The sequence below is a fragment of the Leifsonia sp. 466MF genome (genome assembly GCF_900100265.1).
Classification (GTDB): Bacteria; Actinomycetota; Actinomycetes; order Actinomycetales; family Microbacteriaceae; genus Leifsonia.
Genome location: NZ_LT629696.1, coordinates 1,256,441 through 1,280,766, shown reverse-complemented (window position 1 = coordinate 1,280,766; position 24,326 = coordinate 1,256,441). Strand labels below are relative to the sequence as shown.

The window sequence follows — 24,326 nt, the reverse complement described above, 5'->3', positions numbered from 1 at the left end:
TAACAGGACGCGTCTCGCGGCGGCAGAGTCGCTGTCACGGGCGTGCGCGTCAGCCGACCGGCAGCGCGGCCGTGCGCTCTGCTCCTTCCACCAGCCGGATGAACGCGCTGAGCTCCCCCACCCCGGCCGGCGTCGTCGGGAGGAACTCCGTGAGCTCCGGCGAGTGAACGAGGTACGCCGCCCATTTCGCCCGCGAGATGGCTACGTTGAGCCTGTTCTTCATGAGCAGGAACGATACGCCGCGCGGCACGTCGACCGCGGACGACGCAGCGAGGCTGACGATGGCGACGGCCGCCTCCTGACCCTGGAACTTGTCGACCGTGCCCACCCGTACCCCGCGATGACCCGCCGCATCGAGAAGGGCGCGCACCTCGGCGAGCTGGGCGTTGTACGGCGTCACGACGATGATGTCGTCCTCCGCGAGCGGAACATCGTCGCGCCCGGCCGCCGGGTCGCTCCACGACCGGCCGAGCAGGTCGTCGACGAGGGCGACGACGGTCTCGGCCTCCTCGGGCGACGCGGTCGAGTTGCCGACGTGCAGCACCGGCACGGGATGCACCCCGGGCATTACCCCGCCGAGCTCGCGTTCCGACGCGCCCTCATGTGCGCGCAGTTTGCCCTCGTACGAGAGCCTCGACACCGCGGCCGCGAGAGCGGGATGCATGCGATGCGTCTCCGCGAGGAAGTACCCGTACTCGGGCGGCAGCACGTCGTGGCCGTCGCTCACCCAGCCGAGCGCGGAGCCGTCGACCGGTTCGGGATGCCGCCCCTGGCTCACCTGCGGCAGCTGCTGCGGGTCGCCGAGCAGGAGGAGGTTCTTCGCCGCGACACCCACGGCGATGGTGGATGCGAGCGAGAACTGGCCGGCCTCGTCCACCACCAGCAGATCCAGACTGCCCCGCGGGACGCGGCCGGCGTTCGCGAAGTCCCACGCTGTGCCGCCCAGCACGAACCCGCGCTCCTCGTTGATGCCGGCGAACTCTAGATGCCCGTTGGCGGACAGCGGCGTGAAACGGACGGCCGACTCCCCCGCCGCGTCATCCACGGCCTCCGCCTGATCCGGCTTCTGGCCCCCGCTCGGAACCTTGCCGACCTGTTCGGGATCGAGGCCTGCGGCCACCACCCGGTCGAGAAGGTTCTCGACGACCGCGTGCGATTGCGCGACGACGCCGACCTTCCAGCCGTGCTCGGCCACCAGCCGCGCGATGACGTGCGCGCCCAGATACGACTTCCCCGTACCGGGAGGCCCTTGGACCGCCAGATACGACCGGTCGAGGTCGAGCAGGCTCGCGACGACCGCGTCGATCCGTCCCGTGCCGTCGCTCGCCCCGTCGTCTCCACTGCTCGTCGGGTCAGGCACCAGGGCACCAGACCGGGTTCGTGGCGGTGTGCGCCGCAGCAGGTCGATCGTCGCATCCACCGGCCAGGTCTCATGGTGCCGGGCGATCAGCAGCGCGGTCCCCCACTCGCGGATCGCCTCCCCGAGCCGCCGCGAATCCGGTGGAGCGGCCGGAGTGAGGGCGCTCGGCAGATCGCGGTAGGGGGCGACCTCGGGCGGCAGCGTCTCGCGGACGACGATGGAGCCGTCTTCCAGCGCGTCGATCACCGCGACCGTGCGGGAGGCGCGCGCACCGGGCTGCGCACGCGGCTGACGGAAGGGTCCGGGGTACTCGTAGAGCAGGTACGGTCCGGTGCGCTCGCTCACGCGGACGGCACTGCCCGCACCCCAGGCGCCCGTGAGCAGCAGCTCGCGCCGCTCGACGCGCTGGCCCTCATCGAGATACCAGTCGCGCAACACCGTCGCGCTCTCGACGACGAGTACATCGCGCGTCTCGCCCCACTCTTCGATCGGCTGGATCAACCGCGCGAAGTGCGACTGCCAGAAGCTCTTCTGCTCCCGCCGGTGGAAGTCGATCGCCGCGGCGGCGAGCGCCATCGCCCGGCGGTCGGCATCGCGATGCGGGTCGAGCGGATCGCCGGCGAACGCCAGCAGTCCGGCGCGAAGGGGCGACGCCTCGGGTGCGGCCTCCGTCTCCTCCATCGGCGCCGCGCCGATCGGGATGCCATTCTCCGTCGCGCGGGAGATCAGCCAGTCGCGCAGGCGCAGCGTGGAGACGCAGTCGTACCGGTTGTAGTCGCCGATGTCGTCGAGCAGTGGCTGCGCCTCGTCCAGGCGGCCGAGCGCGATCAGGTCGCGTGCGTTGGCGTACTCGGTGATCGAGTCGGCGCCGGTGGTCACGTCGCTCTCGCGGAGCTCGTCGCCCATGTAGAGCGGCTCGAGCTTCTTGATCGAGTACGACCGCGACCCGACCCGGACGGCCTTCCGCACCAGCGGATACAGGTCGACCATCACGTTGTCGCGCAGCAGGCCGTCGACCTCCTCTTCGCCGACGCCGTGGCGGGCGGCGAGGGCGAGCAGGTGCGTCTGCTCGTACGCCGCGTAGTGGTAGATGTGCATTCCCGGGAACTGGGCACGGCGGTCGCGGACGAACGCCAGGAACGCCTCCAGCGCCACGCGCTCCGCCGCGAAGTCGTGCGCCCAGAACGCCGTGAAGCGCTCCTCCTGGTCGACCAGCCCGAACAGGTAGTCGAGGTTCCAGCGCTCACCGGCTCCCTCGGTGTACAGCGGATCGCCCTCGAAGTCGAAAAAGATGTCGCCGGGATCGGGATGCGGCAGCACCGCGAGAACCGGCGCGTTGAACACCCGCACCGGCGGCGGAGCGTCCGGCACCGCCTGCAGCTGCAGCCGCGCCTGTTCGCGCAGGCCGTCGAGCGTGCCTTCGGGGATGCCGTCGATCGAGCCGGTCGAGGCGGCGAGCGCGTCGATGGTGGGGATGCCGGCCGCGAGGAGGTGCTCCCGCTGGGTCACGCGCATACCCGCCACCAGCAGCACGTCGCGCGACGCCTGCACCTCCGCGTCGCAGGTGTCGCACCGCCCGTCGACCGTGAAACGCGGGTCGCCCCAGACGACCGGCCCGGTGTCCGCCGCGTGCTCCGCGACGATGGTCAGAAGCCGCGCGCGCCGCTTGCGGTACACCGGTTCGATGTCGCTCAGCGAGTGTTCGCTCACCGAGCCGTCGCCGAGCAGCAGCTCGACCGTGTCGTCGACATCCACACCCATCCGCCGCAGCTGCTCCGCGTAGGCGGCGAGCTGCAGCAGCGCTGTGACGCGGGCGCTGCGGGCCAGCTTGGAATCCTGCACCCGATAGCGGCCGTCGGGCAGCCGCACGACGAAGTCGGCGAACCCGACGAACGAACCGTCGAAGAACGTCGCCTGGAAGACGACCTCCGCTCCGCGCTCGAACGCCTCGGACGTGCGACGCACCGCGTCGGCGAGCGACTCCGCCGTCAGCTGCTCCGGCCGCTCGATCTCGGCCACGCCGCTCCCGAACCGCTCGCGGTAGCGCTCCAGGATGCGGTGCTCGTGCTCGTCGCCCATGCGCGACGAGCGCACGTACATCGGGTCTTCGACCTCTTCGGTCTTCTCGAGCCGCCCCAGCTTCACATCGAGCGTGCGCAGGAAAGCGAACTCGCACTTGGACGCCTCAGTGAGGTCGCTGGCGCTCGTGACGATGATCCCGTCGAGCAGGAACACGGCGACCTCCCTTCGCTTCGGGACGGCTGTAGCGCCACCCGCTCTGCGAGACTACCGGCGACCACCGACAGCAGCGGGTTCTCCACAGGGGCGGCCGGCTGGGCGCCGAAAGCCGCTTCCTGTGGTCACTTTCCCTTCGCGGCCGCCTTCATCGCCCGCTTGTGGTCGCGCACGCGGGCGAGCGAATCGGCGTCGACGATATCGGCCACCGACCGGTAGCCCTCACTGCCGTAGTCGCCGGCAGCCTGCTGCCAGCCGGCGGCGGTCAGTCCCTTCTGCTTGCCCAGCAGGGCGAGGAAGATCTTCGCCTTCTGCTCGCCGAAGCCCGGCAGCGCCTTCAGCCGGCGCAGCACTTCGGCGCCATCCGGGTCGCCCTGCGTCCAGATGGCCGCGGTGTCGCCGCCCCAGTCGCTCACGATCGCGGCCGCCAGCGCCTGCACCCGCGCGGCCATCGACCCGGGGAAGCGGTGCACGGCCGGGGTCTGCTTCATGACCTCCGCGAGCTTGTCCGGGTCGAGCGCCGCGACCGTCGCCGGATCGAGCGAGCCGAGCCGGTCACGCAGCTTCGCAGGACCGGCGAAAGCGGTCTCCATCGGGATCTGCTGGTCGAGCAGCATGCCGGTGAGCAGGGCGAAGGGCGACTGGTCGAGCAGCGCGTCGGCCTCGGGGTCGCCGGTGATGTTGAGAGCCATGCGCTCAGCCTGCCACCAGCAGCAGCACACCCGCCACCGCCGAGAGCACGGCCAGCAGCAGGGCCACCCCGAGCAGCACGCCATGGACGATGAGGAACGGCGTCGCGCGGCCCGACGCATCCCGAGCCCGCGCATCCTTCCGGACCCGGGTGAAGAACCGCGGCCAGGCGAAGATGTTGAACAGGGCGTTGAGGAACAGCACGATGGCGGCGAAGACGGTCATGGTGCCTCCAGCCTAAGCGGCCGGCGGCGGCGCATCGCCGCAGCCTCAGTCACCCGAGGCGACGAGCTGCACGCGCAGCGAGTCGACGCGCGTCGCGATCACGTCGTCCGCCGCCCAGCGCTGCGCCAGCCGCGAGAGGATGGCGTCCAGCTCCTCGCGCGTCAGGCCGGCGGCGAGCGACAGCCGCACCACGAGTTCCTCGCCCACCAGGCGGTTGCCGGGATCGCCCGCCAGCAGGGCGACGTCATGCACACCGAGCTCGGAGGCGATGGACCGCTGGAACGCCTCCCGCACCTCCGCGTCGCGGTCGCTCGGCACCCACGCCGTGCCCTGCGCGACCGCCCACACGGCCGGCCGCCGCAGCACGAACTCGGTCTCCGACGTCGGGTCGAGGACGATGAGCTCCGTCCCTTCCGCCGCGGCGGCGAGCGCAGCCCGACGGCTGTCCACCGGCACGGGACGCGCCGACGGGTTCCACGCCTGCAACGCCGTCACCGAGGAGAACACGGGCTGGACGGTGCGCCCGTCCGGCCCCGCCACCGTCACGATCGACAACTCCTGCGTCTTGTCGACGCGCAGCCCCGCGTCATTCGTGCCCTCGTCGCCGAGGTCCGCCATCAGCGGGATGAGGAGGCGCACATCCCGCAGCGCATCCACGACGGTCTCCGCGCCTGTCTCCCCGGCGCGGAAGGCGGCGAGCGCGCCGAGCAGCGCAGGCGGCGCGGAGCCGTCGTCGTCACCGAAAGGATTGTCGTCGAACTCGCGCCCCTGCCACGGCTGACCGGCGGAGTCGGCGAGGGACGAGTCGGCGAGAGACGCGGCGAACCCGGCCAGCCGCGCGGCGCCCTCGGCGCTGGGTCGGCCCGTCGGCGTCACCCCGTCAGCGTCCGCCGCGTCCTCCGGAGCGGCGCCCGTCCCGGCGTCGTCAGCGTCCCGCGACATCCAGCGCCTCGGGCAGCGTGAACGCGCCGGCGTACAGCGCCTTCCCGACGATCGCGCCTTCGAGCCCGAGCGGAACCAGCTCGCGCAGCGCGGCGATGTCGTCGAGGTTGGAGATGCCTCCGGAGGCGACGACCGGGCGCTCGGTGCGATCGAGCACCTGGCGCAGGAGCTCCAGGTTCGGGCCGCGCAGCGTGCCGTCCTTGGTCACGTCGGTGACGACGTAGCGGGCGCAGCCCGCGTCCTCCAGGCGCTCGAGCACCTCCCACAGGTCGCCGCCCTCGCGGGTCCAGCCGCGGGCCGCAAGGGTGGTACCGCGCACATCCAGTCCGACGGCGATCGCCTCGCCGTAGCGGCCGATCGCGCTGGCGGCCCACTCGGGGTTCTCCAGCGCGGCCGTGCCGAGGTTGACGCGGGTCGCGCCCGCCTCGAGGGCGTGCTCGAGGGAGGCGTCGTCGCGGATGCCGCCCGAGAGCTCGATGCTCACACCGTCCACCTCGCGGATGACCTTCTTGAGCAGCGACCGGTTGTCGCCCCGCCCGAATGCGGCGTCGAGGTCCACCAGGTGGATCCACTCGGCGCCCGCCGCCTTCCACTCGGCCGCGGCATCCACCGGGTCGCCGTAGCTCGTCTCGCTGCCGGCCTCGCCCTGCGTGAGGCGCACCGCCTTGCCGTCGGCCACATCCACCGCGGGCAGGAGGACGAGCCGGGGCGTGCTGATGAAGTCGGTCATGTGTTTCCTCGTGTCGGTCCGCGGCGCGGACGGGTGGGCCGGAGTCGGCGAAGGCCGGACGGCGGCTACAGCGTGCCGATCCAGTTGCGGAGCAGCTGGATGCCGGCGCGGCCGGACTTCTCCGGGTGGAACTGCGTCGCGCTCAGCGGGCCGTTCTCGACCGCGGCGACGAACGGCGAGCCGTGATCCGCCCACGTCACCTTCGGCTGCGCGAACGGGCCGGACGCCTCCAGCGTCCAGTCCTGGGCGGCGTACGAGTGGACGAAGTAGAAGCGCTCGTCCCGGAGCCCCGCGAACAACGTCGAGTCCTCGGGCGCACGCACCGTGTTCCAGCCCATGTGCGGCACGACGTCGGCACGGATGAGGTCGACCGTTCCCGGCCACTCGCCGAGCCCCTCGGTCTCGACGCCGTTCTCGACGCCGCGCTCGAACATGACCTGCATGCCGACGCAGATGCCCAGCACGGGTCGTCCGCCCGCGAGGCGCCGGTCGACGACCTCGTCTCCGTGTGACGCCTTGAGCGCCTCGGCGACGGCGGTGAACGCGCCCACGCCGGGCACCAGCAGGCCGTCCGCCTCCAGCGCACGCTTGCGATCGCCGGTCAGCTCGACCTCCGCACCCGCGGCCTCGAGCGCCTTGACGGCCGAGTGGACGTTCCCCGTCCCGTAGTCGAAGACGACGACCTGCGGGGCGCTGCCGGGAGTGCGTGCCACGGTCACAGCGCGCCCTTGGTCGAGGGGATGCCGCTGATCAGCGGGTCGAGCGCCTTCGCCTGGCGGAACGCGCGCGCGAACGCCTTGAATTCGGCCTCCGCGATGTGGTGCGGGTCGCGACCGCCCACCACGGTGATGTGCGTGGTGATGCGGGCGTTGAACGTGATCGCCTCGAAGACGTGACGGACCATCGAGCCGGTGAAGTGGCCGCCGATGAGGTGCAGCTCGAAGCCGGCGGGCTCGCCGGTGTGCACGAGGTACGGGCGACCGGAGATGTCCACGACCGCTTGCACCAACGCTTCATCGAGCGGCACCAGGGCGTCGCCGTAGCGGGAGATGCCCGATTTGTCGCCGAGCGCCTCCAGGATCGCCTGGCCGAGGACGATGCCGATGTCCTCCACCGTGTGGTGGACGTCGATGTCGGTGTCACCGGTCGCGCGGATACGCAGATCGGTGAGCGAGTGCTTGGCGAACGCGGTCAGCAGGTGGTCGTAGAAGGGGACGCTCGTCTGGATGTCGGATGCTCCGGTGCCGTCGAGATCGAGGCTCAGCTCGATGCTCGACTCGCTGGTCTCCCGCGTGACCGTGGCGGCGCGATTCGTCATGCGTCCGAGTCTACCGGGGCGCTCTGGGCCCTGTCGGGGGCCTCGTCGGCGCCCGCGTCCTCTGCGGCGGGCCGGCCGAGCGCGGCCAGCGCCTCGAGGAAGGCGGTCGTCTCGGCCTCGGTCCCCGCGGTGACCCGCAGGTGGTGCGGGATGCCGACATCCCGGATCAGGATGCCGCGGTCGGCCAGCGCTTCGAACGTCGCGTGCGGGTCGTCCACCCCGCCGAAGAGAACGAAGTTGCTGCCGCTGCGGTGGGGCGTGTAGCCGAGGCGTGCGAGCTCCGTCACCAGCCGGTCGCGTTGGCGGCGGATGTCGCCGACCGTCGCGAGCATCTCGTCGGCGTGCGCGAGCGCGCCCAGCGCGGCTGCCTGGGTGATGGCGGACAGGTGGTACGGGAGGCGCACCAGCCGGAGCGCGTCGATGACCGCGGGGTCGGCGGCGAGGTAGCCGACGCGCGCCCCGGCGAAGGCGAACGCCTTGCTCATCGTGCGCGAGATCAGCAGGCGCGGACGGCCGGGGAGCAGGGTCAGCGCGGACGGCTCGCCCTCCGGCATGAATTCCGCGTAGGCCTCGTCGACGACGACGATCCCGTCGGTGGCGTCGTAGACGGCCTCGATGGTGTCGAGTCCGAGGGGCGTGCCCGTCGGGTTGTTCGGCGAGCAGAGGATGACGATGTCCGGGTTGTGCCGGCGGAGCTCGGCGACGGCCGTCTCCGGTGTCAGCTCGTAGTCGGCGTCGCGCGCGGCCGCGACGTACGCGGTCCCGGTGCCCGAAGCGAGCAGGGGGTACATCGAGTAGGTGGGCGCGTACCCGAGCAGCGTTCGTCTGGGGCCGCCGAAGGCCTGCAGGATGTGCTGAAGCACTTCATTGGACCCGTTCGCCGCCCAGATGTTCTCCGGTGCCAGTCCGTGGCCGAGGTAGCGGGCGAAAGCCGTGCGGAGCTCGGTGAACTCGCGGTCGGGGTAGCGGTTCACTCCGCCGACCGCAGCGGCGACGCGGGCAACGATGTCTGCGGCGACGTCGTCCGGGACGGGATGCGTGTTCTCGTTCACGTTGAGCGCGACGGGCACCGGACGCTGCGGAGCGCCGTACGGGGACCGACCGCGCAGGTCGTCCCGGATGGGCAGCTCGGAAAGAGAAGTCACCCCTCAATCGTAGCCAGCGCCGTCACCCCGCTTCCGCCGGATGACGCCCGGCGACGCCGCGCGACGAGCCCCACCAGGCAGGGCTCGAGATCGCTCGCCCGATGAAACGGAGGAGATCCGGTGGTGCTGCGACCGCATCCACCTCCGTTTCGGCCGAATCCGGCCTCCTGCCGACCGATCCCCTCCCTTTTCGCCACCGGCCTCCGTGCGACGGAAACGGAGGACCTTCCGACGAGATGCAAGCCCGGGAACGGGAAACGGAGGCGATCCCGGCTTCCGAGCCGCGGATCCCCTCCGTTTACGACCGCGAGTTGCGGACGGCGCCTACCGTCCGGACGCCGCCTAGTGCGCGTACTTCGCCGGGACCGCGAGCTGCTGGCCGGGCGAGACGACTGCCGAGTCGAGGCCGTTCAGGGAGACGATGTCGGCGATCACATCGCGCGGGTCGGCGTTCGGCGCCACGCGCTCGGCGACCGACCAGAGGGAGTCGCCCGACTCCACCGTGACGTACTGGAAGCTGACGTGCGTCTGCTCACCGGTGGCGACCGCGCCGCCGCCGTTGAGTGCGAACACGAGGGCTCCGATGACGAGGGGCAGCGCGACGAGGGCGGAGAGGACCGCGCGACCGCGCCGCGTGAGACGCAGGCGAACCCGTGCTCCCTCCGGCAGCGGCGGGACCGCACGAAGGGTGGGAACCGACTCGCTCATCAGTACTGCGCTCATGGTCGTGACCTCCTCAGACTCGCGGGTGCGAAGCTGTGTTCCGAATGTATCTTCGAATGTCCGAATCCGCAAGATGCCCTCAGGCCGGGAATTCGGGGACGAAGTTCGCGACACACTCGAACACATGTTTGTCTTCCCTTCCCGACGCGGATACAGTTTCGACTGTCTGAGGACATCAGATCAGGAACCACCGACATTCCTGCAGGGAGCATCCCCGCAGGACCGCCGACGCCAGGAGAGGACGCCCGTGTCGAATGAGAACCAGGCACGCGGAGGCACCCGTCGCCGCAAGAACCTGAGCGACAAGCAGCTGGCGATCCTCGATGTGATCCAGCGGTCGGTGAGCCAGCGCGGTTATCCGCCGAGCATGCGCGAGATCGGTGACGCCGTCGGCCTCTCCTCTCTGTCGTCCGTGACGCATCAACTGAACCAGCTGGAACTGAGCGGCTACCTCCGGCGCGACCCGAACCGTCCGCGCGCCCTCGAGATCCTCATCGACCTGCCGTCGTCGTCGCAGTCCGCCCCGGACTACGAGAACCAGACGCCGGTCGGCGACGCCGCGATGGTCCCGCTCGTCGGCCGTATCGCGGCCGGAATCCCGATCACGGCCGAGCAGCAGGTGGACGAGGTCTTCCCGCTCCCCCGCCAGCTGGTCGGCAACGGCGAGCTGTTCATGCTGAAGGTCGTCGGCGAGTCGATGATCGACGCAGCGATCTGCGACGGCGACTGGGTCGTCGTCCGCGCGCAGAACACGGCCGAGAACGGTGACATCGTCGCCGCGATGCTCGACGAGGAGGCGACCGTCAAGGTCTTCCGCCAGCGCGACGGCCACACGTGGTTGCTGCCGCGCAACTCGAACTTCGAGCCCATCCTCGGCGACTACTCGCAGGTTCTCGGCAAAGTCGTCGCGGTCCTCCGCGCGGTCTGAGCATCCCGCCCGCCCCACCCCACGTTTTGCGCCAAATCGTGGTTATGACCGCCTCATAACCGCGATTTGCGCCAAATCGTGGCACCGGGAAGTGAGGGCTAGGCCCAGCCGAGTTCCCGCAACCGGTCGTCGGAAAGCCCGAAGTAGTGCCCAATCTCGTGCACCAGGGTGAGCCGGACCCGGGCCCGCAGGTCGTCCTCCGACACGGCCGACGCCTCCAGATTGTTGCGGAACAGCGTGATCCGGTCCGGCAGCTCGCCGAACCCGTACACCGAGCGCCGGGTCAGCGGCCGTCCGCTGTACAGCCCGAACAGCCGCGGCCGGGCGCCGTCCGGTTGATCCTCGATGAGGATGGCGACGTTCTCCAGCGGCCCCACCATGTCGTCCGGCAGCGCATCGAAGATGTCGCCGACCATCCGCTCGAACTCCTCGTCCGGGATGCGCACCATGCGCCCATCCTCACACGCACGCTCTCCCGAAACACGACGGCCCCGGTACGCCGTGAGCGTACCGGGGCCGCAGATCGCCTCGGCGAAGGCGTCAGGCGTTCACAGCCGCCCGCTCGCGCACCCCGCGCGTCGCCTCGATGATGTTCCGCAGCGACGCGACCGTCTCGTCGTACCCGCGCGTCTTGAGGCCGCAGTCCGGGTTCACCCAGAGCTGACGGCCGGGGATCGCCTCCAGTGCCGTCTCCAGCAATTCGGTCACCTCGGCGACCGACGGCACGCGCGGCGAGTGGATGTCGTACACGCCCGGTCCGATGCCGTGCTGGAAGCCGGAACGCTGGATGTCGTGGACGACCTCCATCCGGCTGCGGGCCGCCTCGATGCTGGTGACGTCGGCGTCCAGGTTCCGGATCGCATCGATGACGACGCCGAACTCCGAGTAGCAGAGGTGCGTGTGGATCTGCGTGCCGTTGGCGACACCCGAGGTGGCGAGGCGGAACGACCCGACCGACCAGTCGAGGTACTCCCCCTGCGCCGCCTTCTTCAGCGGCAGCAGTTCGCGCAGCGCCGGCTCGTCCACCTGGACGACGCGGATGCCCGCCTCCTCCAGGTCCGCGATCTCGTCTCGGAGCGCGAGCGCGACCTGTCGCGCGGTCTCGCCGAGCGGCTGGTCGTCGCGCACGAACGACCACGCGAGGATGGTCACGGGCCCGGTGAGCATCCCCTTCACCGGCTTGTCGGTGAGGCTCTGGGTGTACGCCGACCACTCGACGGTGATGGGTGCGGGCCGCGAGACATCGCCCCAGAGGATCGACGGGCGTGTACAGCGCGAACCGTAGGACTGCACCCAGCCGTTGTGCGTGACCGCGAAGCCGTCCAGGTTCTCGGCGAAGTACTGCACCATGTCGTTGCGCTCGGGCTCGCCGTGCACGATCACGTCGATCCCGATCTCCTCCTGGAGGTCGACGACGCGCTTGATCTCGTCGCGCATGCGGCCCAGGTACTCCGCCTCGGTGATGAGGCCCGTCGCCAGCTGCGCGCGCGACCGGCGGATGTCGGCCGTCTGCGGGAACGACCCGATCGTCGTCGTGGGCAGGAACGGGAGGCTGAGGGCGGCATCCTGCGCCGCCAGCCTGTCCGCGTACGCGCCACGACGGAAGTCGTCCTCGGTCAGCGCGGCCTCGCGCTCGCGGACGGCGGGGACGCGGACGCCCGGCGCCGACGCACGGTCGGCGAGCGCAGCGGTCGCGGCGGTCAGCTCCTCCTGGATCGCCTCGTGGCCGTCGACGATCCCGCGCGCGAGCACGGCGACCTGGGCGACCTTCTGGTCGGCGAAGGCGAGCCACGACGTCAAGCGCGCGTCGAGGTCCGGCTCGTCATCCACGTCATGCGGGACGTGCAGCAGCGAGGTGGACGTGGACACGGTCACGTCGGGGCTGAGCGACAGCAGCTCCGTGAGCTTCCCGAACGCCGCCTCGAGGTCGCCGCGCCAGATGTTGTGCCCGTCGATCACGCCGCCGACGAGTGTCTTCCCGGCGAGGGCGGATGCGGTCGCCGCGTCCAGCCCCGACGGGATGGACCCGCGCACGAGGTCGAGGGAGATCGCCTCCACCGGGCTGGCCGCGAGGACGGGCAGGGCGTCGTCGAGGCTCCCGTAGGGAGCCGCAACGAAGAGGGCAGGACGGTCGGACGCGCGCCCGAGCACGTCGTACGCCTCGCGCACCGCGCCGAGCACCGCATCCCGCGGCTCGTCGATGCTCTCGCTGACGAGAGCCGGCTCGTCGAGCTGCACCCAGGGCGCGCCTGCGGCGGACAGGCGCGAAAGCAGCTCCGCGTAGACGGGCAGCAGGTCGCTCAGGCGCGAGAGCGGACGGAACCCCTCCGGGGCGTCGTCGGCCGCCTTGCTCAGCAGCAGGAAGGTCACCGGCCCGACGATGACCGGACGCGTGACGAACCCCGCAGCGCGGGCCTCCTCGAACTCGCGGACGATGCGGTCCGAGGCCAGCCGGAACGCCGTCTCCGGGCCGATCTCCGGCACGAGATAGTGGTAGTTAGAGTCGAACCACTTCGTCATCTCCAGCGGCGGGTTCTCCCCCTCGCCGCGGGCGATCGTGAAGTAGCCGGCCAGGTCGACGGAGCCGTCGGCCGAGGCGAGCCCCGCGAACCGCGAGGGCACGGCGCCGACGGTGACCGCCGCATCCAGCACCTGGTCGTAGAAGCTGAAGCTCTCCGGGATGGACGCATCGGTGCGGCCGAGGCCGAGGGTCGCGAGCCGCTCACGCGTGGCGGCGCGCAGGTCGGCCGCAGCCGACTCCAGCTCGTCCGCGTCGATGCTGCCCGCCCAGAACGCCTCGACGGCCTTCTTCAGCTCTCGGCGGCGGCCGATGCGTGGGTAGCCGATGATGGTGCCCGCCGGGAACGCGGGGCGGCCCGAAGCGGCGGAGGTGGTGTCGGTCATGCTGGTTCCTTCTCGGTGGCCGGGTTCGCCGGGGTGGTGGATGCGGTCTCGCTCGCCGCCGGGAGGGCGCCGATGCGGTCCAGCACGGACAGGACGGCCTCGTGCTGATTGAACGTGTACAGGTGGAGTCCGGGGGCGCCGCCGGCGAGCAGCCGCTCGCCGAGCCGGGCCGCCCAGGCGATGCCGATCTCGCGGCGACCCTCGTCGGTCGGCTCGACCTCCAGCTCGATCGCGAGGTCGCTCGGGAGGTCCTCGCCGCTGAGCTCCAGCATCCGCTTCAGGCGTGCGGGGCTCGTCACCGGCATGATGCCCGGCAGGATGGGGAACGTCACGCCCGCCTCGGCCGCGCGCTGGGTGAAGTGGAAGTAGTCCTCGGCGTGGAAGAACAGCTGCGTGATCCCCAGGTTCGCCCCGGCCGCCTGCTTGGCGAGCAGGGCGTCGATGTCCTGCGAGACCGAATGCGACGACGGATGCCCGTTCGGGAAGGCGGCGACGGCGATCTGCACATGCTCGCGATGCTCCAGCACGGCCTGCGCGTGCAGCTCGGGAACGGCCAGCTCGCCGTACGGGACCCGCTCGGCCTGGACGCGATGGATGAGCTGCACCAGCTCCGCGGTCGTGCGGATGTCCCCGATTCCGTCGTCCCCTTCGGCCAGCCCCTCCGGCGGGTCGCCGCGGACCGCGAGGAAGCGGCGAACGCCCGCGTCGAGGAAGTCGCGGATCAGCCGGTGCGCCTCCTCGTGCGACGAGCCGACGCAGGTGAGGTGGGCCATCGGGCTGACGTCGGTGTGCTCGATGATGTAGCGCAGCACGTCGAGGGAGGCGGTCCGCGAAGAGCCGCCGGCGCCGTACGTCACGGAGATGAAATCCGGACGCGTCGCGGCCAGCAGGTCGATCGTCCCCGGCAGCGCCGCCGCGGCGCGTTCGGTGCGCGGCGGGTACAGCTCGAAGGAGAACCGGGCCTCGGTACAGCTCATGGGTTCCTCGGATGGTCGGACAGCGGCACAAGGACGTCCCACCCGCGCTCGGCACAGGCCGCTCGGCACAGGGAGGGATTCACTCGGGCGGGTGCCGGGCTCGGCTGTCGCACCACGTCGGCGGTCGCCCGCTTCGGTTGTCTGGCAATCTAGCAACGCAGAAGGCCGGGCGGAACCTCCCGCGTCATCCAGTGACACAGAGGATCCGCCCGGCCTTCGGGATGCGGCTCGTGGCTATGAGGTCGCGGCCACCTCGAACGGTTCGAACGCCGCGTGGTATTCGGGCATGATCCGCGCGGTCACGCGGGTGCCCTCCTCCACGTACTCAGTCGAGATCACGCGGCCCCGCTCGTGCAGCGCCGAGATGAGGTCGCCGCGGTCGTACGGCACCACCAGCTCCACCTCGAGGGAGGGATCCGGCAGCAGCCGCGCGATGGCGGCCAGCACCTCGTCGATCCCCTCGCCGGTCCGGGCCGACGCGAAGATCGCGCCCGGCTCCAGTCCGCGCAGGATGAGCCGGTCGTCCGCCGAGATCAGGTCGGCCTTGTTGAAGACCACGATCTCCGGGATGTCGCGGGCGCCCACCTCGCCGATCACGTCGCGCACCGTCGCCAGCTGCGAGGCCGGGTCCGGGTGCGAGCCGTCGACCACGTGGAGGATGACGTCGGAATCGGCGACCTCCTCCAGCGTCGAACGGAAGGCCTCCACCAGCTGGTGCGGCAGGTTGCGCACGAAGCCGACGGTGTCGGCGAGCGTGTACAGCCGGCCGTCGGCGGTCACCGAGCGGCGGACCGTCGCATCCAGCGTCGCGAACAGCGCGTTCTCGACCAGCACGCCGGCCTTGGTCACGCGGTTCAGCAGGCTCGACTTGCCCGCGTTGGTGTAGCCGGCGATCGCCACCGACGGAACCGAGTTGCGGTTGCGGTTCGCGCGCTTCGCCTCGCGGGCGGGCTTGAAGCCGGCGATCTGCTTGCGCAGGCGGGCCATGCGCGTGTGGATGCGACGACGATCCAACTCGATCTTCGTCTCACCCGGTCCGCGCGAGCCCATGCCGGCGCCCGCTCCACCCACCTGGCCACCGGCCTGGCGGGACATCGACTCACCCCAGCCACGGAGGCGCGGGAGCAGGTACTCGAGCTGCGCGAGCTCGACCTGCGCCTTGCCCTCACGGCTCTTGGCGTGCTGGCTGAAGATGTCGAGGATCACGGCGGTGCGGTCGATCACCTTCACCTTCACCACGTCCTCCAGCGCACGGCGCTGGCTCGGTGCGAGCTCGGTGTCGGCGATCACGGTGTCGGCGCCGAGGGCCGCCACGATCCCGGCCAGCTCCTCGGCCTTGCCGCGGCCGAGGTAGGTGCTGGGGTCGGGATGCGGTCGGCGCTGCAGGAGGCCGTCGAGCACGGCCGCTCCTGCGGTCTCCGCCAGGGCGGCGAGCTCGCGCATCGAGTTCTCGGCGTCCTGCAGGGAGCCCTGCGAGTACACGCCGATCAGCACGACGTTCTCGAGTCGCAGCTGCCGGTACTCGACCTCGGTGACGTCCTGCAACTCGGTGGAGAGCCCGGACACACGCCGGAGCGCCGCGCGCTCCTCGCGGTCGAGCTGCTCGCCGTCGTGCAGTCCGCCCTCGACGGCGTCCGCCTGCAGGGCCTGCGCCCGTGCGGACGCATCCGAGCCGAACAGCGTCACCGTTGCACGGTTGTCCTGCGTGGCGAGCACGCGCGCGACCACGTCGTCTGCGTCGTGATCGCGGATGTCGGTCTTATCAGTCATTCAGTTCCCCGATCCGGGTTAACCCTAGTTTGTTCGTGTCCTGTACGGTCTGCTTATGGCCAGCGGAGATCACTACTTTTCCCCGGCGCCCGAGAGCGAGATGAACCTGCGGCCGTTCACCGTTCAGCTCGCCGGCCAGACATATGAGCTGGTGACGGCGAACGGGATCTTCAGCCCCGAGCGCATCGACATGGGTACGCGAGTGCTGCTGGACCATGTCCCCGCAGCGCCGCCCGGAGGTCAGTTCCTCGACCTCGGCTGCGGCTGGGGGCCACTGGCTCTCACACTTGCTCTCGAATCCCCTCATGCGACGGTCTGGGCCGTCGACGTCAACACCCGAGCGTTGGACGTGGTGCGCAGGAATGCGCAGAAGCTCGGTCTCACCAATGTCAACCCGGTGACGCCGGATAATGTTCCCGATGACGTGCGATTTACGACGATCTGGTCGAATCCACCGATCCGCGTCGGCAAGAACGAGCTGCACAACATCCTGGAGCGCTGGCTGCCCCGGCTCGAGCCCGGGTCGGACGCCTGGCTCGTCGTGCAGCGCAACCTCGGCAGCGATTCCCTCCAGCGATGGATCCAGGCGACCTTCCCCGAGCTGACCACCACGCGAGCCGCGACCTCGAAGGGTTACCGCGTCCTCCGAGCCCGCTCCCACGCCGACGCCTGACGCACGCCCTGGCGCCTCCCCTCCCCCGTCGAGTACGCACAAACTTGACGCCGTCGCGGCGCGTCGCGTGCAATTTGTGCGGACTCGACGGTGGGAGCAGAGAAGGGGGAAAAGAGTCAGGCGAGGTCTAGGGTGCCGGTGAAGACGAGGGCCGCGGGGCCGGAGAGGCCGACGTGCTCGCCGTCCTCCGTCGCGAACATGCGGACGCCGACGGTGCCGCCGGGCACCTCCACGCGCCACTGGTTCGGGGCGCCCTCGCCCGCCCAGTAACGGACCGCGAGCGCGGCGGCCGCAGCACCCGTGCCGCAGGAGAGCGTCTCACCGCTCCCGCGCTCGTGCACGCGCATCCGGATGCGGCCGACGCCGTCGACGACGAGCGGCTCGTGCGGCACCACGAACTCGACGTTCGCTCCGTGCTCGGGGGCCGGCTCGATGTGCGGGATGTAGGAGAGGTCGGCCGCGTCGAGCTCGGAGTCGTCGGCGACAGCGACAACGACGTGCGGGTTGCCCATGTCGATGCCCAACCCGGGCCGAGCGACGGCGAGCTCCTTGGCGCGGACGAGCGGCTCGCCGCCGTCGAGCCGCCAGCGGCCCAGGTCGACCTGGAAGCCGCTGGTGCTGCGCTGCACATCGCGCACGCCGGAGCGCGTGCCGATGGCGATCGTCCCGCCCTCGGGGAGCTCGGCGAGGCCGGTCTCGAGGAGGTAGCGGACGTAGACGCGGATGCCGTTGCCGCACATCTCGGCGGGCGACCCGTCGGCGTTGTAATAGTCCATGAACCAGGTGGCCGCTTCGTCCTCGGCGAGGGCTGCCTCGCCCTCGGAGAGGTGCGCGGAGCGGACCGCACGGATGACACCGTCGGCACCGACGCCGAAGTGGCGGTCGCAGATCTCGGCGATCTGGGCGGCGGTGAGCGGCAGGCGCCCCTCCGGGTCGGAGTAGAGCACGAAGTCGTTGCCCGTACCCTGACCCTTGGTGAAGTGGATGGTCGCCATGCGTTCCAGCCTAGCGACCCGCAGCGGGTGCACCGCGCTCGACGGCCTCCGCCGAATCCACCAGCGCGATGGCCGCATCCACCAGGTCCGGGGCGTCGTAGTCGAGCCAGTGGATGCCCGGGTAGCGCTTGAACCAGCTGACCTGCCGGCGGGCGTAGCGACGGGTCAGCTGCTGGGTCCGGGCGATCGCGTCCTCGCGGGAGAGCTCGCCGCGCAGCTCGGCGAGGGCTTGGGCGTAGCCGATCGCACGGCGGGCGGTGACACCGCGGTCGATGCCATCAGGGATCAGTGCCGTCACCTCGGCGAGCAGCCCCTCCGCCCACATCCGGTCGACGCGGGCGTCGAGCCGGGCGACGAGTTCGTCGCGCGGGGCGGCGAGCCCGATGATGACGGTCGGTTGGTGCCAGAAGGACGGTTCGTCGGGCAGCGCGCCGGTGACGGAGGTGCCGGTCAGCTCGGCGACCTCGAGGGCGCGGACGATGCGGCGGCCGTTCCGCGATCCGATCCGCCGTGCGGCTTCCGTGTCGCGTTCGGCCAGGCGCTGGAAGAGCATCCCCGGCCCGTGCTCGGCGAGTTCGGCTTCGAGGCGTGCCCGAAGCTCGGGGTCGGTGCCCGGGAACCGCAGGTCGAACAGCACGCTCGACACGTACAGTCCTGAGCCGCCGACCAGGATGGGGACGGCGCCACGGTCGGCGATCTCCTGGATGCGCGCCCGCGCTTCCGGCTGGTAGCGGGCGACGGTGGCCTCGTCGGTGACGTCGAGCACGTCGAAGAGGTGGTGCGGGATGCCGCGCCACTCCTCCGCCGGGAGCTTGGCCGTGCCGATGGCCATGCCGCGGTAAAGCTGCATCGCGTCGGCGTTGACGACCTCGGCGGCCCATCCTCGGACGCGCATCGTCTCGGCCAGCGCCAGCGAGAGGTCGGTCTTGCCGGTGCCGGTCGCGCCGACGATCGCGACGAGCGGAGGGACGAGCGCCGCGCTCAGCGCTGTCCGTCCGTCGGGTCGTAGATCGGCATCGTGCCGACGCCCGGCGACGTGAGCGGCTCGCGGGTGCGGAGCGTCGGGAGTCCGAGGGAGACCCGGCCCGCTGCGGCGCCCGCCGCCGTGCCGCCGTGGGTGGGCACGGCGCAGGACTCGGCCTCCGCTCGATCCCAGGCGTCGCCCGCGCGGGTGCGGCGGATGCGCAGGGGCGCGCCGTCCGCCGAGTCGGCGATGAGGTGGTGCGGCGCGGCCTGGGTGACGCGGACGGTGACGACGTCTCCGGGACGCGGCGTCTCGGAGCCTGCGGGCAGCTCGAAGTGCACGAGGCGGCTGTCTTGGGCGCGGCCGCTGAGCCGGCGCGTGTCGGCGTCCTTCCGGCCCTCGCCGTTGGCGACGAGGAGTTCGACCTCGCGGCCGATGAGCTTCTGGTTCTCCTCCAGGGAGATGCGCTCCTGCAGCGCCGTGAGCCGGTCGTAACGCTCCTGGACGATCTCCTTGGGCACCTGGTCCTCCATGGTCGCCGCGGGCGTGCCGGGGCGGATGGAGTACTGGAAGGTGAAGGCCGACGCGAAGCGGGCGGCTTCGACGACGCGGAGCGTCTCCTGGAAGTCCTCCTCGGTCTCGCCGGGGAAGCCGACGATGATGTCGGTGCTGATCGCCGCATCCGGCAGCTTCGCCCGCACGCGGTCGAGGATGCCGAGGAACTTCTCGGAGCGGTACGAACGGCGCATGGAGCGGAGGATGCGGTCGGACCCGGACTGCAGCGGCATGTGGAGCTGCGGCATGACGTTGGGCGTCTCGGCCATCGCGTCGATCACGTCGTCGGTGAACGCTGCGGGGTGCGGGCTGGTGAAGCGGATGCGCTCAAGCCCGTCGATCTGGCCGGCGGCGCGCAGGAGCTTGCTGAACGCCTGACGGTCGCCGAACTCCACACCGTAGGAGTTGACGTTCTGCCCGAGCAGCGTGACCTCGATGGCCCCGTCGTCGACGAGGGCCTGGATCTCGGCGAGGATGTCTCCCGGGCGGCGGTCCTTCTCCTTTCCGCGGAGCGACGGGACGATGCAGAACGTGCAGGTGTTGTTGCAGCCGACCGAGATGGAGACCCACCCGGAGTACGACGAGTCGCGCTTGGTCGGAAGCGTCGACGGGAAGGTCTCGAGCGATTCGAGAATCTCGATCTCGGCGGCGTCGTTGTGACGGGCGCGCTCGAGAAGGCTCGGAAGCGATCCCATGTTGTGAGTGCCGAAGACGACGTCGACCCACGGCGCCTTCTCGAGGATGACGTTCTTGTCCTTCTGGGCGAGGCACCCGCCCACGGCGATCTGCATGCCTTCGTGCCGGCGCTTCACGCCGGCGAGGTGGCCGAGGTTGCCGTAGAGCTTGTTGTCGGCGTTCTCGCGCACCGCGCAGGTGTTGATGACGACGATGTCGGCCTCTTCACCGTTGGCGGGGATGTAACCCGCCGCTTCGAGCGAGCCGCTGAGGCGCTCGGAGTCGTGGACGTTCATCTGGCAGCCGAACGTGCGCACCTCGTAGGTTCGCGCTCGGCCGTCGGGACGGACTGCCGCCTCGGAGGGCGCGATGACGCTGTGCTGTTCCAGGATGCTCATGATGGCGACAAGTCTACGTTTCTCGCCGCCTCGCAGGCGACGTGGTCACGGGACGCGCGGCAGACGCCCGCCTACTGGAAACGGACTCCGGAACCGCCACGCGGGCGCCGGGTCGCGAACGCCGCATCCATCGCCTGCCGCACGACATCCGACGCGTACCCTTTGCGCGCAAGGAACCCGTGCAGCCGGCGTCGGGCGGTCTCGTCGTCGTAGGACGACAGCTGCCCCATGCGTTTCACGGCCAGCTCCGTCGCGCGCTCCAGTTCGTCGTCGTCGCCGATGTCGGCCAAGGCGGCCTCGATCAGGACGGGATCGATGTGGCGCCGCTTGAGCTCCTGCTCGATCGCCGTGCGCCCGAGGCCCTTCCGGCTGTGCTGGGTGAAGGCGAGCGTCGCAGCGAGCGCTGCGTCGTCGATCACGCCCAGCACCTCCAGCCGATCGAGCTCCGGCCCGTACACCGCCGGGTCGATCTCGCGCTTGGTGAGCAACTGCTCGAGCTCCCACCGCGACATGCCCCGCCGCGCCAACTGACGGATCGCGACCCCGGACGTCTTGCGCGCCTGCCGAACCGTCTCCTCGTCGACCTCCGCCTCGTCGGGAATCGATGGCGCCGGGGGCTCGGCGCCCCAGGTGTTGTTCCACCCGGAGTCCAAGCCCGCGTCGGTCCCCTGACCGGGTCGCCCGCGCGCGGCGCCCGCCACGCCGTCCCCGCCCGGAGCCTCCCCGGGCAATGCGACCACTGGCCGCACAACGCCTTCCTGCGACCGGCCCTCGCGGGCCTTGCCGCGCCGCGACGGATGCTGGTCGCCGTCGGCACCGCGGGCGGAGGCCGCTCGCCGGAGCGGGGTCACGGGAGCCAGATGCTCCCGCTCCCCCACCTCGGCGGTCGACGTGCCGTCACCCTGGTCGTCCTGCGGAGAGGACGGGAACTTCACCACCACGAGGATCTCCTCCGTGAGGCGAAGGGCACGGTTACGCGCCCTTTCGAGCCTGCAGCTTGTCTTCGATCGACCCGACGTTGGACGGCTCTTCCGCCACCGCGTTCGGGTCGGCCATGATGCCCAGCTTGATCTTGATCTTCTGCTCGATCTCGGACGCGATGTCCGGGTTGGCGATCAGGAAGTTGCGCGAGTTCTCCTTGCCCTGGCCGAGCTGGTCGCCCTCGTAGGTGTACCAAGCGCCCGACTTCTTGACGAGGCCGTGCTCCACACCGAAGTCGAGCAGACTGCCCTCGCGGGAGATGCCGACACCGTAGAGAATGTCGAACTCCGCCTGCTTGAAGGGCGGGGCCATCTTGTTCTTGACGACCTTCACCCGGGTGCGGTTGCCGACCGCGTCGGCGCCGTCCTTCAGGGTCTCGATACGACGGATGTCGAGGCGCACCGACGCGTAGAACTTGAGCGCCTTACCACCGGCGGTGGTCTCCGGACTGCCGAAGAAGACACCGATCTTCTCACGCAGCTGGTTGATGAAGATCATCGTGGTGTTGGTCTGGTTGAGGCCACCGGTGAGCTTACGAAGAGCCTGCGACATCAGACGGGCCTGGAGGCCGACGTGCGAGTCACCCATCTCGCCCTCGATCTCGGCGCGGGGCACGAGCGCGGCGACGGAGTCGATGACGATCAGGTCGATGGAGCCGGAGCGGACCAGCATGTCGGCGATCTCGAGCGCCTGCTCACCCGTGTCGGGCTGCGAGACGAGGAGCGCATCGATGTCGACGCCGAGCTTTCGCGCGTACTCGGGGTCGAGTGCGTGCTCCGCGTCGATGAAGGCTGCGATGCCGCCCGCCCGCTGGGCGTTGGCGATGGCGTGCAGGGTCAGGGTCGTCTTACCCGACGACTCCGGGCCGTAGATCTCGACGATGCGGCCGCGGGGCAGTCCGCCGATGCCGAGGGCGACGTCGAGGGCGATGGATCCGGTCGGCACGACCTCGACGGGGGCGCGCTCGTCGCTGCCCAGTCGCATGACGGAGCCCTTGCCGAACTGGCGGTCGATCTGCGCGAGGGCTGTTTCCAGGGCCTTCTCGCGGTCTGCGGGTGATGGCATTTTGCGGTTCTCCTTCGTGGGCTTCGCTACGGTTCGACTCTAGGAGTGACGTCCGACACCCGAAGCGAGGGACGCGCATCTGTGGACAACCGGTTTTCGACTGCCGATGTGAAGAAGTGTAGCCAGTTCCGAACATATCTTCGAGAACCGAAAATGGCGTGTCGCGCCGACGGTCAGCGCTTCGGGGCAGGCTTTCCCGCGCCATACCAGTGCGACTGCGGCACACCGGTCTCCTTGCAGAGCGCGATCCACACCTCGCGCGGAGACAGACCCGCGGCGATGGCCTCGTTGGGCGTGCGACCGCCGAGTTCGCCGAGGACGAGGTCGGTCAGCAGCGTCTGACCGTAGGTGCTGCCGAACTCGTCGGTGACGGCGCGCTGGAACTCGCTGAGCTTCATGGGTCCTTAGTTTCGGAGAGCCGGGAGGGGGTAAACGAAGGACGCCCCGCCGAGAGCGGGGCGTCCTCCTGAGTGTGCGGGATCAGCGGGCAACCAGGTCCGAGTCCATCGCCGAGACGAACTCGTCCGGAACCGTGTCCGGAATGACCGGCTCGAGACCCTCGAGCACCGCGATCCGATCGCCGACCTCGCGCATGATGACCGAGACCGGCGTCTCCAGAGCGTCTGCCACGGAGGCGAGGATCTCACTCGACGCCTCCTTCTGTCCGCGCTCGACCTCACTGAGGTACCCGAGCGCGACGCTCGCCTTACTGGCGACCTGGCGGAGCGTACGACCCTTTTGCAGGCGGAAGTCCCTGAGCACGTCGCCGATTTCCTGACGTACAAGAATCATTCGGAGCCTCCCTCTCTTACCCTGCCGACGTATCGATGGGATACGAATGTACCGCATCCCTGCGCTCCACGATATCGAGGGCTACTGGGCTTTTCTTGTGAATGCAGCAGGTGTAACCAGACCGAAACACCGCGTATTCCCGCGGTAATCCGGGAGTCTCAAACACCCGTTATGCCGAGCTCGTCCGCAAGCGCCCGGACGGCCTCGACGACCGTCTGCCGGCGGATGCCGTCTCGATCGCCCGTGAGAGCGAGCGCGACGGACCGCGCACCCGCATCGGAAGCGACTCCGACATAGACCGTGCCGACCGGTCGCCCGCCCTGCGGATCGGGTCCGGCGACTCCCGTCGTCGCCACTCCGATGTCGGCCGGGCGGCCGGAGACGGCCAGACGATCGCGGACGCCGACGGCCAGTTGACGGGCGACCTCGGGATGGACGGGGCCCTCCGCCGCGAGCAGAGCGGCGTCCACCCCCAGCAGGGTGCGCTTCAACTCGGTGGCGTAGACCACCGCTCCCCCGAGGACGACGGCGGAGGCTCCGGGGACGCTGGTGAGCTCGGCGGTGAGGAGGCCGCCGGTGAGCGACTCGGCCACCGCGATCGTGAGCCTGCGCTGGATCAACGCGTGGACGACCGTCTCTGTCGCTGATGGATCAGGCGACGGCATGCTTCGCTCTCCGGCCCTTCCACGCCTGCCAGAGGTAGTCGATGCCGGTCCAGACCGTGAGGATGACGGCCGCGGTCATGAGGATGCCGTTGACCCAGAAGATCCAGTCTCCGAACACCGTCCACAGCGGGACGAGCGCGAAGGAGATGGCCACCGACTGGACGATGGTCTTGATCTTGCCGCCACGCGAGGCGGCGATGACGCCCTGCCGGATCACGACGAAGCGGTAGACGGTGATCCCGATCTCGCGCACCAGGATCACGACGGTCACCCACCAGGGCAGCTCCCCCAGGATGGACAGCGCGATGAGCGCACCCCCGGTGAGCACCTTGTCGGCGATGGGATCGAGGAGCTTGCCGAGATCGGTGACGAGCCCCTGGCGACGGGCCAGGGCGCCGTCCACGCCGTCCGTCGCGATCGCGACGATGAAGAGCACTGCGGCCGCCCAGCGGAGCCAGCCGTCGTCTCCGCCGTCGGCGAGCAGCATCCAGACGAACAGTGGAGCGAGCAGGATGCGCACCACGGTGATCGCGTTGGGCAGGTTCCAGTTGCTCACGTGCTCTGTTCCGCCGTCCGCCGCTGCGGGCGGAGGCGTGTCGGGCACCGACATCGTGGT

The 24,326-nt window shown here is 70.3% G+C and carries 24 protein-coding genes; 2 read left to right on the top strand and 22 right to left on the bottom strand.

Annotated features, from left to right (window positions below; genetic code table 11):
• Nucleotides 1–49 precede the first annotated feature (49 nt).
• The 9 genes from BLR91_RS06080 to BLR91_RS06040 form a co-directional block, all read right to left on the bottom strand.
• Nucleotides 50–3,595, bottom strand: coding sequence for a TM0106 family RecB-like putative nuclease (locus tag BLR91_RS06080; protein ID WP_089876380.1), 3,546 nt, complete (start codon nt 3,593–3,595; stop codon nt 50–52).
• A gap of 125 nt (nt 3,596–3,720) precedes the next feature.
• On the bottom strand, nt 3,721–4,287 hold the full coding sequence (locus tag BLR91_RS06075) for an HhH-GPD-type base excision DNA repair protein (RefSeq protein ID WP_089876383.1): 567 nt from the start codon (nt 4,285–4,287) through the stop codon (nt 3,721–3,723).
• A gap of 4 nt (nt 4,288–4,291) precedes the next feature.
• Nucleotides 4,292–4,510, bottom strand: a complete 219-nt coding sequence (locus BLR91_RS06070; protein ID WP_089876385.1) for an SCO4848 family membrane protein — start codon at nt 4,508–4,510, stop codon at nt 4,292–4,294.
• A gap of 45 nt (nt 4,511–4,555) precedes the next feature.
• A complete protein-coding gene (locus BLR91_RS06065; RefSeq protein ID WP_089876387.1) occupies nt 4,556–5,452 on the bottom strand; it encodes an SseB family protein in 897 nt (298 codons plus the stop codon).
• The gene (priA, locus tag BLR91_RS06060) at nt 5,436–6,182 is read right to left on the bottom strand and encodes a bifunctional 1-(5-phosphoribosyl)-5-((5-phosphoribosylamino)methylideneamino)imidazole-4-carboxamide isomerase/phosphoribosylanthranilate isomerase PriA (protein ID WP_089876389.1); all 747 of its coding nucleotides are present in this window, start codon (nt 6,180–6,182) and stop codon (nt 5,436–5,438) included. Before priA ends, BLR91_RS06065 begins: the two co-directional genes overlap by 17 nt.
• 65 nt (nt 6,183–6,247) lie before the next feature.
• Nucleotides 6,248–6,901: an imidazole glycerol phosphate synthase subunit HisH gene (hisH, locus tag BLR91_RS06055; RefSeq protein WP_089876391.1), complete on the bottom strand. Its 654-nt coding sequence runs from the start codon at nt 6,899–6,901 to the stop codon at nt 6,248–6,250.
• Nucleotides 6,898–7,500, bottom strand: coding sequence for an imidazoleglycerol-phosphate dehydratase HisB (gene hisB, locus BLR91_RS06050; protein ID WP_018191440.1), 603 nt, complete (start codon nt 7,498–7,500; stop codon nt 6,898–6,900). Before hisB ends, hisH begins: the two co-directional genes overlap by 4 nt.
• Complete coding sequence (locus BLR91_RS06045; RefSeq protein ID WP_089876393.1) at nt 7,497–8,645, bottom strand: histidinol-phosphate transaminase; 1,149 nt, start codon at nt 8,643–8,645, stop codon at nt 7,497–7,499. The genes hisB and BLR91_RS06045 overlap by 4 nt, the downstream gene beginning before the upstream one ends.
• 342 nt (nt 8,646–8,987) lie before the next feature.
• A complete protein-coding gene (locus BLR91_RS06040; protein WP_018191442.1) occupies nt 8,988–9,353 on the bottom strand; it encodes a LysM peptidoglycan-binding domain-containing protein in 366 nt (121 codons plus the stop codon).
• A gap of 262 nt (nt 9,354–9,615) precedes the next feature.
• Here BLR91_RS06040 and lexA point away from each other — a divergent pair, with 262 nt between their 5' ends.
• Nucleotides 9,616–10,296, top strand: a complete 681-nt coding sequence (gene lexA, locus BLR91_RS06035) for a transcriptional repressor LexA (RefSeq protein WP_018191443.1) — start codon at nt 9,616–9,618, stop codon at nt 10,294–10,296.
• Between the two features lie 98 nt (nt 10,297–10,394).
• Here the strand turns inward: lexA and BLR91_RS06030 are convergent, their stop codons facing one another.
• The 4 genes from BLR91_RS06030 to hflX all read right to left on the bottom strand — a co-directional run bounded on the left by BLR91_RS06030 (nt 10,395) and on the right by hflX (nt 15,947).
• Nucleotides 10,395–10,745: a metallopeptidase family protein gene (locus tag BLR91_RS06030; protein ID WP_018191444.1), complete on the bottom strand. Its 351-nt coding sequence runs from the start codon at nt 10,743–10,745 to the stop codon at nt 10,395–10,397.
• A gap of 91 nt (nt 10,746–10,836) precedes the next feature.
• On the bottom strand, nt 10,837–13,200 hold the full coding sequence (gene metE / locus BLR91_RS06025; RefSeq protein WP_089876395.1) for a 5-methyltetrahydropteroyltriglutamate--homocysteine S-methyltransferase: 2,364 nt from the start codon (nt 13,198–13,200) through the stop codon (nt 10,837–10,839).
• Nucleotides 13,197–14,177: a methylenetetrahydrofolate reductase gene (locus BLR91_RS06020; protein WP_089876397.1), complete on the bottom strand. Its 981-nt coding sequence runs from the start codon at nt 14,175–14,177 to the stop codon at nt 13,197–13,199. The genes metE and BLR91_RS06020 overlap by 4 nt, the downstream gene beginning before the upstream one ends.
• A 234-nt stretch (nt 14,178–14,411) precedes the next feature.
• Nucleotides 14,412–15,947 (bottom strand): GTPase HflX, encoded by a 1,536-nt coding sequence (hflX, locus tag BLR91_RS06015; RefSeq protein WP_089876399.1) that lies wholly within the window; start codon nt 15,945–15,947, stop codon nt 14,412–14,414.
• A gap of 55 nt (nt 15,948–16,002) precedes the next feature.
• Here hflX and BLR91_RS06010 point away from each other — a divergent pair, with 55 nt between their 5' ends.
• Entirely contained in the window at nt 16,003–16,620 is a 618-nt protein-coding gene (locus BLR91_RS06010; protein WP_026307217.1) for a class I SAM-dependent methyltransferase, read from the top strand.
• A 116-nt stretch (nt 16,621–16,736) separates the two neighbouring features.
• On the opposite strand, the gene dapF is transcribed toward BLR91_RS06010, so the two are convergent.
• The 9 genes from dapF to pgsA form a co-directional block, all read right to left on the bottom strand.
• Nucleotides 16,737–17,615 carry a diaminopimelate epimerase gene (dapF, locus tag BLR91_RS06005; protein ID WP_089876401.1) on the bottom strand — a complete coding sequence of 293 codons (879 nt, stop codon included), beginning with the start codon at nt 17,613–17,615 and terminating at the stop codon, nt 16,737–16,739.
• A gap of 10 nt (nt 17,616–17,625) precedes the next feature.
• Nucleotides 17,626–18,600 carry a tRNA (adenosine(37)-N6)-dimethylallyltransferase MiaA gene (gene miaA, locus BLR91_RS06000; RefSeq protein WP_089876403.1) on the bottom strand — a complete coding sequence of 325 codons (975 nt, stop codon included), beginning with the start codon at nt 18,598–18,600 and terminating at the stop codon, nt 17,626–17,628.
• The gene (miaB, locus tag BLR91_RS05995) at nt 18,597–20,207 is read right to left on the bottom strand and encodes a tRNA (N6-isopentenyl adenosine(37)-C2)-methylthiotransferase MiaB (RefSeq protein WP_089876405.1); all 1,611 of its coding nucleotides are present in this window, start codon (nt 20,205–20,207) and stop codon (nt 18,597–18,599) included. The genes miaA and miaB overlap by 4 nt, the downstream gene beginning before the upstream one ends.
• 71 nt (nt 20,208–20,278) lie before the next feature.
• Nucleotides 20,279–21,148, bottom strand: a complete 870-nt coding sequence (locus BLR91_RS05990; RefSeq protein ID WP_231918833.1) for a regulatory protein RecX — start codon at nt 21,146–21,148, stop codon at nt 20,279–20,281.
• A gap of 31 nt (nt 21,149–21,179) precedes the next feature.
• The gene (recA, locus tag BLR91_RS05985; RefSeq protein ID WP_018191453.1) at nt 21,180–22,253 is read right to left on the bottom strand and encodes a recombinase RecA; all 1,074 of its coding nucleotides are present in this window, start codon (nt 22,251–22,253) and stop codon (nt 21,180–21,182) included.
• A gap of 173 nt (nt 22,254–22,426) precedes the next feature.
• Complete coding sequence (locus BLR91_RS05980; RefSeq protein WP_018191454.1) at nt 22,427–22,651, bottom strand: DUF3046 domain-containing protein; 225 nt, start codon at nt 22,649–22,651, stop codon at nt 22,427–22,429.
• 82 nt (nt 22,652–22,733) lie between these two features.
• On the bottom strand, nt 22,734–23,045 hold the full coding sequence (locus BLR91_RS05975; RefSeq protein WP_018191455.1) for a helix-turn-helix domain-containing protein: 312 nt from the start codon (nt 23,043–23,045) through the stop codon (nt 22,734–22,736).
• A 158-nt stretch (nt 23,046–23,203) separates the two neighbouring features.
• The gene (locus BLR91_RS05970) at nt 23,204–23,710 is read right to left on the bottom strand and encodes a CinA family protein (protein ID WP_089876407.1); all 507 of its coding nucleotides are present in this window, start codon (nt 23,708–23,710) and stop codon (nt 23,204–23,206) included.
• On the bottom strand, nt 23,697–24,320 hold the full coding sequence (gene pgsA, locus BLR91_RS05965) for a CDP-diacylglycerol--glycerol-3-phosphate 3-phosphatidyltransferase (RefSeq protein ID WP_018191457.1): 624 nt from the start codon (nt 24,318–24,320) through the stop codon (nt 23,697–23,699). The genes BLR91_RS05970 and pgsA overlap by 14 nt, the downstream gene beginning before the upstream one ends.
• Nucleotides 24,321–24,326 lie beyond the last annotated feature (6 nt).

What these genes read in the sequence shown, in the direction of transcription:
- BLR91_RS06070 (WP_089876385.1), bottom strand. Translation starts at nt 4,510, where the DNA reads ATGACCGTCTTCGCCGCCATCGTGCTGTTCCTCAACGCCCTGTTCAAC.
- BLR91_RS06040 (WP_018191442.1), bottom strand. Translation starts at nt 9,353, where the DNA reads ATGAGCGAGTCGGTTCCCACCCTTCGTGCGGTCCCGCCGCTGCCGGAG.
- priA (WP_089876389.1), bottom strand. Translation starts at nt 6,182, where the DNA reads ATGACCGACTTCATCAGCACGCCCCGGCTCGTCCTCCTGCCCGCGGTG.
- BLR91_RS05975 (WP_018191455.1), bottom strand. Translation starts at nt 23,045, where the DNA reads ATGATTCTTGTACGTCAGGAAATCGGCGACGTGCTCAGGGACTTCCGC.
- BLR91_RS05980 (WP_018191454.1), bottom strand. Translation starts at nt 22,651, where the DNA reads ATGAAGCTCAGCGAGTTCCAGCGCGCCGTCACCGACGAGTTCGGCAGC.
- hflX (WP_089876399.1), bottom strand. Translation starts at nt 15,947, where the DNA reads ATGACTGATAAGACCGACATCCGCGATCACGACGCAGACGACGTGGTC.
- BLR91_RS06065 (WP_089876387.1), bottom strand. Translation starts at nt 5,452, where the DNA reads ATGTCGCGGGACGCTGACGACGCCGGGACGGGCGCCGCTCCGGAGGAC.
- miaB (WP_089876405.1), bottom strand. Translation starts at nt 20,207, where the DNA reads ATGAGCATCCTGGAACAGCACAGCGTCATCGCGCCCTCCGAGGCGGCA.
- BLR91_RS06020 (WP_089876397.1), bottom strand. Translation starts at nt 14,177, where the DNA reads ATGAGCTGTACCGAGGCCCGGTTCTCCTTCGAGCTGTACCCGCCGCGC.
- recA (WP_018191453.1), bottom strand. Translation starts at nt 22,253, where the DNA reads ATGCCATCACCCGCAGACCGCGAGAAGGCCCTGGAAACAGCCCTCGCG.
- BLR91_RS06010 (WP_026307217.1), top strand. Translation starts at nt 16,003, where the DNA reads ATGGCCAGCGGAGATCACTACTTTTCCCCGGCGCCCGAGAGCGAGATG.
- pgsA (WP_018191457.1), bottom strand. Translation starts at nt 24,320, where the DNA reads ATGTCGGTGCCCGACACGCCTCCGCCCGCAGCGGCGGACGGCGGAACA.
- BLR91_RS05970 (WP_089876407.1), bottom strand. Translation starts at nt 23,710, where the DNA reads ATGCCGTCGCCTGATCCATCAGCGACAGAGACGGTCGTCCACGCGTTG.
- BLR91_RS06030 (WP_018191444.1), bottom strand. Translation starts at nt 10,745, where the DNA reads ATGGTGCGCATCCCGGACGAGGAGTTCGAGCGGATGGTCGGCGACATC.
- BLR91_RS06075 (WP_089876383.1), bottom strand. Translation starts at nt 4,287, where the DNA reads ATGGCTCTCAACATCACCGGCGACCCCGAGGCCGACGCGCTGCTCGAC.
- metE (WP_089876395.1), bottom strand. Translation starts at nt 13,200, where the DNA reads ATGACCGACACCACCTCCGCCGCTTCGGGCCGCCCCGCGTTCCCGGCG.
- hisB (WP_018191440.1), bottom strand. Translation starts at nt 7,500, where the DNA reads ATGACGAATCGCGCCGCCACGGTCACGCGGGAGACCAGCGAGTCGAGC.
- dapF (WP_089876401.1), bottom strand. Translation starts at nt 17,615, where the DNA reads ATGGCGACCATCCACTTCACCAAGGGTCAGGGTACGGGCAACGACTTC.